Annotated in this window: 10 protein-coding genes; 7 read left to right on the top strand and 3 right to left on the bottom strand. The window is 59.4% G+C overall.

The window, feature by feature from the left end:
• Positions 1–74: 74 nt before the first annotated feature.
• The 7 genes from P0H77_RS12410 to P0H77_RS12380 all read left to right on the top strand — a co-directional run bounded on the left by P0H77_RS12410 (position 75) and on the right by P0H77_RS12380 (position 7,788).
• The gene (locus P0H77_RS12410; RefSeq protein ID WP_276157211.1) at positions 75–1,469 is read left to right on the top strand and encodes an MmgE/PrpD family protein; all 1,395 of its coding nucleotides are present in this window, start codon (positions 75–77) and stop codon (positions 1,467–1,469) included.
• Positions 1,466–2,788: an MmgE/PrpD family protein gene (locus P0H77_RS12405; protein ID WP_276157210.1), complete on the top strand. Its 1,323-nt coding sequence runs from the start codon at positions 1,466–1,468 to the stop codon at positions 2,786–2,788. Before P0H77_RS12410 ends, P0H77_RS12405 begins: the two co-directional genes overlap by 4 nt.
• 11 nt (positions 2,789–2,799) lie before the next feature.
• Positions 2,800–3,561, top strand: a complete 762-nt coding sequence (locus P0H77_RS12400; RefSeq protein WP_276157209.1) for a sulfite exporter TauE/SafE family protein — start codon at positions 2,800–2,802, stop codon at positions 3,559–3,561.
• Positions 3,562–3,671: 110 nt separating this feature from the next.
• On the top strand, positions 3,672–4,724 hold the full coding sequence (locus P0H77_RS12395) for an amino acid ABC transporter substrate-binding protein (RefSeq protein ID WP_276157208.1): 1,053 nt from the start codon (positions 3,672–3,674) through the stop codon (positions 4,722–4,724).
• Positions 4,725–4,750: 26 nt separating this feature from the next.
• A complete protein-coding gene (locus tag P0H77_RS12390) occupies positions 4,751–5,962 on the top strand; it encodes an ABC transporter permease subunit (protein ID WP_276165120.1) in 1,212 nt (403 codons plus the stop codon).
• Positions 5,963–5,971: 9 nt separating this feature from the next.
• On the top strand, positions 5,972–7,036 hold the full coding sequence (locus P0H77_RS12385) for an amino acid ABC transporter permease (protein ID WP_276157207.1): 1,065 nt from the start codon (positions 5,972–5,974) through the stop codon (positions 7,034–7,036).
• On the top strand, positions 7,036–7,788 hold the full coding sequence (locus P0H77_RS12380; protein WP_276157206.1) for an amino acid ABC transporter ATP-binding protein: 753 nt from the start codon (positions 7,036–7,038) through the stop codon (positions 7,786–7,788). The genes P0H77_RS12385 and P0H77_RS12380 overlap by 1 nt, the downstream gene beginning before the upstream one ends.
• A 200-nt stretch (positions 7,789–7,988) precedes the next feature.
• Here the strand turns inward: P0H77_RS12380 and P0H77_RS12375 are convergent, their stop codons facing one another.
• The 3 genes from P0H77_RS12375 to P0H77_RS12365 are packed head-to-tail and all read right to left on the bottom strand — an operon-like array spanning position 7,989 to position 11,897.
• On the bottom strand, positions 7,989–10,382 hold the full coding sequence (locus P0H77_RS12375; RefSeq protein WP_276157205.1) for a phosphoketolase family protein: 2,394 nt from the start codon (positions 10,380–10,382) through the stop codon (positions 7,989–7,991).
• 10 nt (positions 10,383–10,392) lie between these two features.
• Complete coding sequence (locus P0H77_RS12370; RefSeq protein WP_276157204.1) at positions 10,393–10,965, bottom strand: NTP transferase domain-containing protein; 573 nt, start codon at positions 10,963–10,965, stop codon at positions 10,393–10,395.
• Positions 10,965–11,897: an XdhC family protein gene (locus P0H77_RS12365; protein ID WP_276157203.1), complete on the bottom strand. Its 933-nt coding sequence runs from the start codon at positions 11,895–11,897 to the stop codon at positions 10,965–10,967. The genes P0H77_RS12370 and P0H77_RS12365 overlap by 1 nt, the downstream gene beginning before the upstream one ends.

The following is an 11,897-nucleotide window of genomic DNA, read 5'->3' as shown; positions in this document are numbered from 1 at the left end:
TATTGTATACAAATGAATTCAATTAATCATCTTGTTGTTTTATAAGTTTTTTGTCAGCATCAGGGAATTTTACCATGACCAAAACAGACACCGTATCTGGCGCTTATCCCCGGGCAGATCAACTCAGTCATTTTATCCATCGCGCTCATACGATGCCGATCCCGGAGACGGTGTTGCATGAGGCCAAACGCGCGCTGATTGATTACCTCGGCGTAGCGCTGGGCGCGGTGAATGATGATGCGGTGCGCGCCGTGCGCCAGGTGGCACGCCAGTGGAATGCCACCGGCGCGGCGCGGGTTATTCTTGGCGAAACCACCGCGCCGGGACTGGCGGCGCTGATAAATGCCACTATGGCCCATGCGGCAGATTATGACGATACCCATCCTGCGGGAGCGGGCCATCCGGGGGGGCCGTGCTGGTCAACGGCGCTGGCGATGGCGCAGGCGCATCCGGTCAGCGAGGAACAGGTACTGAAAGCCTTTATCGCCGGATTTGAAGTGATGGCAAAACTTGGCGGCGGCTGGGTGCCGGGGGTGGGGCGTAATCTGCAACGCCGCGGTTTTCATCCGACCGCCATCGTCGGACGCGCGGGCGCGACAGCGGTGGCGTCCTCGCTTCTCGGGCTTAGCGAGCCACAAATTCAAAACGCGCTCGGCGCGGCGGCAACCATGATGGGTGGGCTGCAAAAGTCCTCGGGTACGCACGGCAAGCCTTTCCATGCCGGAAAAGCCGCGATGGACGGGATCCTCGCGGCGCAACTGGCCGCGGAAGGATTCGTCGGCGCGCATCATTTTTATGAAACGGACGGCTGGGTGAAAAACTTTATCCAGGACGGCAGCGCGGAAATACCGCCGCTGGATTTCGGCGAAAGCTGGGAACTGCTGACCAACGGCTACAAGCTGTATGCCAGCTGCCGGGGGACCCATGCTTCCATTGAAACCGCACGACAGCTTTACCCGCAGCTACAAGGCCGCGCCATTATTCGCATTGACGCCAAAGTGCATCCGATGGGGATGGTTAACGCCGGGATCCTCAATCCGCAAACGCCGCTGGAGAGCAAATTCAGTATCCCGCACTGCATCGTGCTGGCGCTGAGCGGATATGCGCTGACCGATACCGATTTCACGCCGCAAACGGTGGCCGATCCCGCGCCGCGCGCGCTGCTGGAGTTACTGAATGTTGAGGCCGTCGAAGGGCAATCCGCCAGTTCGGCCTTTATTGACGTCTGGCTGGAGGATGGCGAGGTATTGCACGCCCATACTGAGGTGTATCGCGGTCACGCGCAAAACCCCTTAACCGATGAGGAGCTGCGCGCCAAATTTGATTCGCTGGCGATCCCGGCGCTCGGGGCGCAGAAGAGTGAAGCGCTGTATCAGGCGGCGGCGCATTTTGAGCGTCCGGGCGCCCTGGCAACCCTCACCGCGCTACTGGCAGGCGAAAACAATGATTTTAAAGGAGCAGAGGTATGAGTATTGCCGGACAACTCGCTGCAAATCTGTTGCGCTTTTCGCAGCAAAGCTTTTCGCCAGCAGCCCGAGAGCAGGCGCGAACCGCTATTATTGACACCCTCGGGGTGACGCTGGCGGGCGGCGTGCAGGACGGGGCGGAAAAGCTGCGCCGCGTCATTGTTCCTTCTGCCGCGACCGGGAATAGCCGGGTTTTCGGCACCGATCTGCGGCTTAACGCGCTGGATGCCGCGCTGCTCAACGGCACGTCATCGCATCTGCTGGATTATGATGATTCAAATTCCTGGCTGCACGGCCACATCTCGGTTGCCGTCCTGCCTGCGGTGCTGGCACTGGCGGACGAGCACGCGCTTAACGGCGAGGCGATTATCCGCGCTTATTTATGCGGCTATGAAACCGCCGTGCGGATGGGCAAAGCGGTCAGCCCGTTCCAGTACCGGCACGGCTGGCACCCTACCACCACGGTGGGTATTTTTGCCGGCGTCGCTGCCTGCGCGGTGCTGCTCGACTTAACGCCAGAACACACCGCGACGGCGCTATCGATATGTGCCTCGCTCGCGTCCGGCATTAAATCCAATTTTGGCAGCCAGACCAAAGCGCTGGTCGTCGGTCAGGCGGCACGCAGTGCGGTGATGGCGGTGCAACTGGCCAGGGAAGGCTTCAGCGCCGGGCAAACGGCGCTGGAACATCATCATGGCTATTTCAACGTTTTTAACGGCAGCGAAAATGTCGATCCTGCCGCGCTGACCGAACGCTGGGACGGCACGCCGTACATTCTTGACACCGAAAAGAGCAACAACTTTAAGTACTTCTCCTGCTGTTACGCCATTCTTTCGCCGGTGGACGGCGTGCTGGCGCTGCGCAAGCAGACGGGCCTGAAACCAGAACAGATCGAACGCATTGAGGTGCAGGTGCATCCGATCCGCTTCCCGCATATCAATATTCCGCAGCCGGAAACTCCGCTGGCAGGAAAATTCAGTCTGCACTACTGCGTGGCGCGGGCCTTTGTCGCCGGGACGCTGACGCTGGACGATTTTATCGACACGGCGCGTTTTGCCGATCCGGCAACGCAGTCGTTAATGCACAAGGTCACGCTGGGTTGCCATGACGAGGCGACGACGCATCGAGCCTATGTCACCCTGACCACCACAGACGGGCGTCAATTTCAACAGGCGATTGCCGGGGCGCGGGGCTCCAGCCCGGATAACCCGCTGGCGGAGGGCGTGCTGGCGCAAAAATTTATCGATTGTGCCACTCGCGTGATGTCTGCCGAAGACGCGCAGGCGCTGTATGCCCGCCTGCTGCAAGACGATTATCGCTAAGTGGAACCGCTATGACCTTATCGCTTATTCCTGCTGACATTTCGCCGCTGTTTGCCGGGGTGATGGTGTTTTGCAGTTTTCTGACCTCGGCGCTGACGGCGGCGATGGGATTAGGCGGCGGCACGGCGCTGCTGGCGGTGATGGGGCTGGGGATGCCGGTCGCCAGCCTGATGCCAGTGCACGGGATGGTGCAGTTAGGATCGAACCTGAGCCGGACGCTGATCCAGCGCATGTATGTGGTCTGGCCGCTGGTGCTGTGGTTTTTGCTCGGCAGCGCGGTCGGTATCGCCCTCGGTGCACCGCTGGCGGCGGCGATCCCGGACAGCCTGGCGCGTATCGCTTTAGCGCTATTTATCCTCTGGACGGTCTTTCACAAACGCAGTGAGGCGAAGCCGACGAATAAGCTGTTTTTTGTCATCGGCGGTGGGATCAGCAGCATCGGGACGATGATTGTGGGCGCGACGGGGCCGATGGTCGCGGGACTTATCAGTTCTCAGGGGCTGAAGAGACAACCGCTGATTGCCACCCATGCGACCTGCATGGTCCTTCAGCACGGATTAAAAATACTCGCTTTTGGTCTGATGGGCTTCGCCTGGGCGGCCTGGCTACCGGTGCTCATTGCGATGATTATCAGCGGCGCGCTGGGCACCTGGCTGGGTTCCCGGCTGCTCGACAACCTGCCGGAAAAGCTATTCCGCGTAGTGTTCCGGGTGACGATGCTGCTGCTGAGCCTGCAACTGCTGTGGCAGGGCGCGCAGGGCTGGATGGGTTAGATCATTTTTGCATGTGCTACGCCATATTCCTTCTTTGCCAGAGGCCGGGCGTAGCGCGGAACATAGTCAGACGCGTTGTAAATACAAAAAATTAACCGGGAAAAGGGTCGATGATGATCAAAAAAATGAAAATGCTGGCGGCGGTCTTGCTGATCGCCAGCGGAAACCTTGCCTTCTCAGCGCAGGCCGCCGACGCGCCCGCCAGCAACGGGGAGACGCTAAAGAAAATTAAAGCCCGGGGCGAACTGGTGTGCGGCGTTCATCCGGCGCGCCACGGCTTTTCCTCCATCGACAGTAAAGGCCAGTGGATCGGGCTGGATGTGGATTTCTGCCGCGCCCTGGCGGCGGCGGTCTTAGGCGATGCCAAAAAAGTTCGCTTTACGCCGCTCTCCACGGCGCAGCGTTTTCCGGCCATTCAGTCCGGTGAGGTGGACGTCCTGTCGCGCAATATTACCGCCTCGCTGACCCGCGACGTGTCGCTGGGCCTCAACTTTGCGCCGCCAAATTTTTACACCGGCACCGGATTTATGGTCCGCGCCAACAGCGGCGTGAAAACAATTGAGGATCTGGACGGGGCCACCGTCTGCATCACGCCGGGCAGCAGCACCGAGCAGAACGTGGCGCAAATCTTTACCTCCCGCCATCTGCACTACACCCCGGTGGTGATTGAAAATAATAAAGAGTACGTGGCGGCCTACCTTGCCGGACGTTGCGATGTGCTGGCCCGCGACAAAGTCGCCTTACCCGGCGTAAAAAACGTGGATGCCGAAAACCCGGACGACCATGTGATCCTGCCGGGGATCTACTCGAAAGAGCCGCTGGCGATGGCGGTGCGTAAAGGTGACGATCAGTGGTTTGATATCGTCAAATGGGTAGTGTATGCCACGTTTAACGCGGAAGAGTTGAAAACCAGCCAGGCGAACGTCGATCAGCAGCTGAAATCCGCCGATCCGGATGTGCAGGGGCTTTTAGGTGTCAGTGGCGATTTCGGTCAGAAGCTGGGGCTGGATAACCAGTGGGCTTACAACATCATTAAGCAGGTGGGCAACTATGGCGATATTTATAACCGCCACTTTGGTCCCCAGAGCGCAGAGCCGCTGGATCGCGATCTGAATAAATTATGGAACGACGGTGGCCTGCTGTATGGCTTACCGATCCGCTAACCTTCGTTTATGCGCCCGATCCTGACATGATGAAACAATCACAACACACCGAAACGCTTGATGCGCCGGGGCAGGTCAGCCCCGCTGGCCTCACGACGCTCATCGGCAGTAAAACGACGCGAGCCTGGTGCTATCAAATCCTGCTCGCCGTGCTGCTGGTCGGCTTTTGCGGATGGCTTTATCACAACGTGGTGGAGAATCTGCAAACCCAGCGTATTACCACCGGGTTTGCGTTCCTCAACCAAAGCGCCCATTTTGCGATTGGTGAAACGCTGATCGACTATACGCCGCGCGACAGCTATGCCCGCGCGGTGCTGGTTGGTTTACTCAACACCCTGTATGTCATGGCCTGCGGCATTGTGCTGGCGACGGTTCTGGGGTTTATCGTCGGCCTGGGGCGGGTGTCCAAAAACTGGCTGCTGAAGAAACTGGCCGAAGGCTATGTGGAGTTGCTGCGCAACGTGCCGGTGATTTTACAGGTGATTTTCTGGGCGGTGACGATCCGCAATCTGCCGTCGCCGCGCGGGGCCATTGAGCTGGCCGGCGCCGGTTATCTGACGAACCGGGGTTTGACCTTTGCGGTGTTACAGGCCGATCCCGGCTGGGTGTGGACCTTGTGGGCGCTGGCGGCAGGCGTGGTGCTCAGTCTCGCCCTGGCGATGCTGGCCCGGCGGTTACGGGAGCGGAGTGGCCGCCTGCTGCCGGTGGCGCGCCTGCGAATCGTCCTTCTCGTCGGCTTGCCGCTGTTGGTCTGGTGGCTGAGCGGCGCGCCGCATGCCATCGATCGCCCGGAACTGCGTGGCTTCAACTTTCGCGGCGGCTTCACCATCAGCCCGGAGTTCACCGCGCTGCTGCTGGGTATCGCGCTTTATTCCTCGGCGTTTATTGCCGAGATCGTCCGCGCCGGGATCCAGTCGGTGCCGAAAGGGCAGCTTGAAGCGGCACGCTCGCTCTCCTTTTCGCCCTGGCATGTGATCCGCCACGTCATTATTCCGCAGGCAATGCGGGTGATTGTCCCGCCGCTGGCCAGCCAGTATGTCAGCCTGGCAAAGAACAGCTCCATTGCCGTGGTAGTGGGGTATCCGGAACTGGCGAACATCAGCAATACCCTGATGAATCAGACCGGTCAGGCACTCGAAGCGATCGCCATCATGATGGTGGTGTATCTGATTATCAGCATTACGACCTCACTGCTGATGAATCTTTTTAACCGTTACGTCGCCATTAAAGAGCGCTAAGGAGAGGCTATGCAACCTATGGCAATTGACTGGCTGCGTCGCAACCTGTTCAGTAGCGCGCTGCAGACGGTATTAACGCTGGTGCTGCTGACGGTCATCGTTACCATCGGCGCAAAACTGCTGCGCTGGGGCGTGACGGACGCGGTATTCAGCGGCGGAGCGGCGGAGTGTCGGGCCGCCGCAGGTGCCTGCTGGGCGGTGATCGGCGAAAAGTACCAGCCTATCCTGTTCGGGTTATATCCGTATGAGCAGCAGTGGCGTCCGGCGCTGTGCATGTTGATCTGGTTTGTGAGCGTCGGGCTGTCGCTGTCGCCTGCCTGCTGGCATTCACGGTTTCTGTGGCCGCTGTGGGCCGTCGCGCTGGTGGCGATGTACTGTCTGATGAGCGGCGGGGTGCTGGGGCTGTCGCCGGTACCATCGGCCGACTGGGGCGGACTGCCGCTGACGCTGCTGCTATTTTCCGGCACGGTGATCCTCGGTATGCCGGTCTCGGTAGCGCTGGCGCTGGGCCGTCGCTCGCCGCTGCCGTTTTTCCGTGGACTGTCGGTGGTCTTTATTGAGGGGCTGCGCGGCGTGCCGCTGATCACCATTCTGTTCGTGGCGGTGAATGTGTTTCCGCTGTTCCTGCCCACCAATATGGAAGTGAATAAACTGCTGCGCATTATTGTTGGTATTGCGCTGTTTTTTGCCTGCTATCAGGCGGAAGTGATCCGCGGTGGTTTACAGTCTGTACCGCGTGGGCAGTATGAGGCGGCGACGGTACTGAATCTCGGCTACTGGCACACGACCACCAAAATCATTCTGCCGCAGGCGCTGCGCATCTGTCTGCCCGCGGTGACCAACCATATCATCGCCGCGATGAAAAACACCTCGTTCGTCATTATTATCGGCCTGTTTGACATGCTCACCGCGACCAGCGCCGTGATGCAGGACCCGCAGTGGCGACGCTATTACATCGAAACCTATCTTTTTATCGCGGCTATTTATATTTTGTTCGGCTTTATGCTTTCCCGCTACGCCATCTGGGTAGAAAAACGCATTGACGCCAGCCACCACGCAGAAGGAGCCTCCTGATGTCCGCAGCTTTACCTCAACCGATCATTGAAATGAATGCCGTCAGTAAATGGTACGGAAAGTTTCAGGTTCTGGACAATGTTTCCCTCAACGTGGCGAAGGGCGAGCGGGTGGTGATTTGCGGCCCGTCCGGGTCGGGCAAATCGACCTTAATTCGCTGTATCAACCGGCTGGAAGAGCATCAGCAGGGGCAGATCCTGGTCAACGGCATCGAAATGAATGACAACGTGCGCAATATTAATCGCATTCGTTTGAGCATCGGCATGCTGTTCCAGCAGTTTAATTTGTTCCCGCATCTTAGCGTGCTGGACAACCTCACCATCGGCCCGCGGCTGGTGCGCAAGATGAGCCAGAAACAGGCGACGGAGCTGGCGATGCATTATCTGGAGAAAGTGCATATCGGCAATCAGGCCTACAAATTTCCGCTTCAGCTATCGGGTGGCCAGCAGCAGCGGGTGGCGATAGCCCGCGCGCTGTGCATGCAGCCAGAAATTATGCTGTTTGATGAGCCGACGTCGGCGCTTGATCCGGAGATGATTAAGGAAGTGCTGGATGTAATGCTGGATTTGGCAAAGGGTGGGATGACGATGATCGTCGTGACGCATGAGATGGGCTTTGCCCGCACCGTAGCGGATAACGTGATCCTGATGGCCGACGGGCGGATTGTGGAATCCGCGCCGCCGGAGCAGTTCTTCAACCAGCCTGAACATCCGCGCACCCGGCAGTTTTTGGAGCAGATTTTGAGTCATTAACGTTACCAGATACGCGGCAAGGATGCGGAGTATGGCCGTAGGCCGGGTAAGGCGAAGCCGCCACCCGGTATTATCCGGTATGGACGTCAGCATCGTGCCCCTGATGCCCGGTGGCGCTGCGCTTACCGGGCCTACGGTATGGTGTAAGTCGCCCGGGTAAGGCGAAGCCGCCACCCGGCATTCGTTCCACCCTCATCCCGCTACTCCGGTATATTTTCGCCGCCCTGCTGCGACGGCCATTTCCATCCCTGCACCTCGGGCAGATCTTCGCCATGTTCGCGCACGTAGCGATGATGTTCGGCGATTTTCTCCTGTAGCGTATCCAGAATATCGTCGGCTTTACCCTGCAACTGCGGAACACGCAGGATCGCCTCCTGCGCAAGGTGGAAACGGTCCAGCCCGTTCATCACCGTCATATCAAACGGGGTGGTGGTGGTGCCTTCTTCCATAAAGCCGCGGACGTGGAAATTACGATGGTTGTTACGCAGGTAGGTTAGCCGGTGGATCAGGCTTGGGTAGCCGTGGAAGGCAAAAATCACCGGTTTATCCGGGGTGAAGAGGGCGTCAAAATCGTCGTCACTCAGCCCGTGCGGATGCTGCTCTTTCGTTTGCAATGCCAGCAGGTCAACCACGTTAACCACCCGCACATGCAGATCGGGAAGGTACTCGCGCAGCAGATCCACCGCCGCCAGGGCTTCCATGGTCGGCACGTCGCCCGCGCAGGCCATCACCACATCCGGCGCGCCGCCGCTCTGCTCGTTTCCGGCCCAGTGCCAGATGCCCATTCCCGCCGCGCAGTGCTTCTGCGCCTCCTCCAGCGTCAGCCACTGCGGCGCGGGTTGTTTCCCGGCAATAATCACATTTATGCGATCCCAGGTTTTCAGGCAGTGATCTGCCACGCACAGCAGGGTATTGGCATCCGGCGGTAAATAAATGCGCACAATATCCGCTTTCTTATTGGCGACATGATCGATAAACCCCGGGTCCTGATGGCTGTAACCATTGTGATCCTGCCGCCAGACATGCGACGACAGCAGATAGTTAAGCGAAGAGACCGGTTTGCGCCACGGCAGGGTTCGGGAGACCTTAAGCCACTTGGCGTGCTGATTAAACATCGAATCGACGATATGAATAAAGGCTTCATAACAGTTAAACAGACCGTGCCGACCGGTAAGCAAATACCCCTCCAGCCAGCCCTGACACTGGTGCTCGCTGAGGATCTCCATCACCCGGCCATCCGCAGCCAGCTGTTCGTCATACGGTTTTATCGGCTCCTGCCAGGTGCGGCTGGTGACGTTGAAGACTTTACCCAGCCGGTTGGAGGCGGTTTCATCCGGCCCGAACAGGCGGAAATTATCGGCGTTGCGCTGGAATATACCAGCGAGGTAGCTGCCGAGCGCGTCGGTGGACTCGGCCTGGGTTTCTCCCGGTGACTGAACGTCTATCGCGTAGTCATGCAGCGACGGGGTAATCAGTTCGCGGCGCAGCCTTCCGCCGTTGGCCCAGGGCGTAGCGCCCATCCGTTTATCCCCTTTGGGGGCCAGCGCCTGTAATTCAGCCTTAAGCTGTCCGCGCTCATCGAACAACTCCTCCGGGTGATAGCTGCGCATCCAGCGCTCCAGGATCTGCCGGTGCTCATCATTTTCCCGGCAGGCGGAAACCGGAACCTGATGCGCGCGCCAGAAATCTTCAACTTTTTTACCGTCTACGGTTTGTGGCCCGGTCCAGCCTTTTGGACTGCGCAGAATAATCATCGGCCAGCGGGGCAGATCATCGGCAGCTTCACCGCGTCGGGCCTGTTGCTGATAACGCTCAATAGCATCCAGCGCTTCTGCCAGCGTCTGCGCCATTTGCCGGTGCATTTTCTCCGGTTCGTGTCCGCTGACCAGCAGCGGCGTATAGCCCAGACCGCTGAAATACTGACGCAGGCTGTCGTCGCTTTCGCGCCCCAGAATGGTCGGGTTAGCAATTTTATAGCCGTTAAGATGCAGGATCGGCAGCACTATGCCGTCGCGGGCGGCATTAAGAAATTTGATGCCGTGCCAGCTTGAGGCCAGCGGCCCGGTTTCCGCTTCACCATCGCCAATTACACAGGCCGCAATTAACGACGGGTTATCAAACACCGCGCCAAACGCATGCGACAGCGAATAGCCGAGCTCACCGCCTTCGTTAATCGAGCCGGGCGTTTCCGCCGCGGCGTGGCTGGGAATACCGCCGGGGAATGAAAATTGTTTAAACAGTTTTTTCATCCCTTCAGCGTCCTGACTGATATCAGGGTAAATATCGCTGTAGCTGCCTTCCAGCCAGGTATTCGCCACCATCCCCGGTCCGCCGTGGCCTGGACCGCAGATATAAATCATATCGAGGTCGCGCTGGCGAATGGCATGGTTAAGGTGCGCATAGATAAAATTCAGGCCCGGCGTGGTGCCCCAGTGGCCGAGCAGGCGCGGCTTAATGTGTTCCGGCTTTAGGGGTTCGCGCAGCAGCGGATTATCCATCAGGTAGATTTGTCCCACCGAAAGATAGTTAGCCGCGCGCCAGTAGCGATCGAGCAGATGAAGATCGTTATCGGTAAAAGAGGATGCCTGAGTCATGCCGTTCTCCTTAAGGTTTATCTTCTGCAAGGGCGCGTTTTTGCCGTGCAAGGAAATGTCGGCGCGCCCTGGCGAGATCGGAAAGGGTATCAACGTCATCAATAATGCCAGCGTCGTTAAGCGCTAAATCCTGTACGCGTCCTTCCGCTCTGGCGGTATGAACAATGGCCGCCGCGCCGGCATCCCCGCACAGCGAGGTCAGCGCTGGCAGATGTTCGTGTCCGAAGGCCACCGGGTGTCCGTGACGTTGATGAAAATGGGGAACTACGATGGAATGCGTCTTGAGGGCATCGGCGACCTGTAGCAGGGTCTGCGGGCAGATAAGCGGCAGATCGCCTGGCAGGATCAGCCAGCCTCCGGCATCGGCGGTCGCCCGGACGCCCATGGCGATGGATGCGCCCATCCCCGCCGTGCCGCCCGCGGGGCGGACCAGATGCCAGTCCAGACCGGAGGCGTTCACCGCCGCAATAACATGTTGCAGGACCGATTGCCCTTCCAGCAGCGCGTCGAGCTTGTGGCGCGTTCCACCCGACGCATAAAAGCGTTCGCCCTGACCGGCTGCCAGAATAATGACTACCGGCATCAACGATCTTCCAGCATGGCCGTTCGCGCCGCCGCCACATCGGCCAGCACCGACAGCGCCAGCGAACCGGCATCGCGGGCTTTCGGGAACAGGCCGATGGGCGCGTTGATACGCGCGATGGCCTGCGGAGAGTAGCCGCGCTGGATAAGGCTTTCGCTGCGCCGCTGATGAGTGCGTTCACTGCCCAGGGCGCCAATATAAAACGGCGCGGCGTTCAGGGCCGCCTCAAGAAACGGTAATTCCTGATGCAGATCGTGGTAGAGCAGCACCACGGCGGTGTCGTCATCAACGCTCCCGCTGGCGGGATGCACGCCGCTGCAGGAATGCACCTCATACCCGGCGGCTTCAGCAATCCTCGCGGTGATGTCAGCCGCCGCTGAGCGACCGACCAGCATAATGCGCGGGCGAGGGCGATAGCCCACCTGAAAAGCCTGCTTATCGCGTCCGGTTTTGAGTGAATGGCTGACGGCGCTGAAGCCCGGCGCATCGGGATGCCAGCGCAAGCCTGCTGTCTGACGCTGTTCCAGCGCGGTGAGCACCGCCAGCAGCGGCTGCGCCGAGCGTATCAGGCGGACATGCAGAGTGATACTGCCGCCGCAGGGCAGGACGATATCCATATACGGTGAACCCTGGCCGTAGACAATATCGCGATCGCGACCGCTATGAATCGCCTCAAGCGCTTCGTACGCCGCGGCGGCTTCAACGCATCCGCCGGACACCACGCCGCAATACTGTCCGTCTTCCCGCACCGCCATCTGCGCGCCGCGCGGACGCGCCGATCCGCCGCGAATGTCGGTGAGAGTCACCAGCGCCGACGCCATACCTGCGTGCAGGGCGTCGGCCGCGAAGCGCAGAATAACCAGCGGGTCGTCGGTCTGAAACGCCGCTCGCGGTATGCTCTGGCTGTGCTGAGCGGTGACGTGCTGCAACAT

The organism is Superficieibacter sp. HKU1 (assembly GCF_029319185.1).
Taxonomy (GTDB): domain Bacteria; phylum Pseudomonadota; class Gammaproteobacteria; order Enterobacterales; family Enterobacteriaceae; genus Superficieibacter.
Note: the sequence above shows the minus strand (reverse complement) of the source record. Positions and strands in the feature narration are given on the sequence as shown.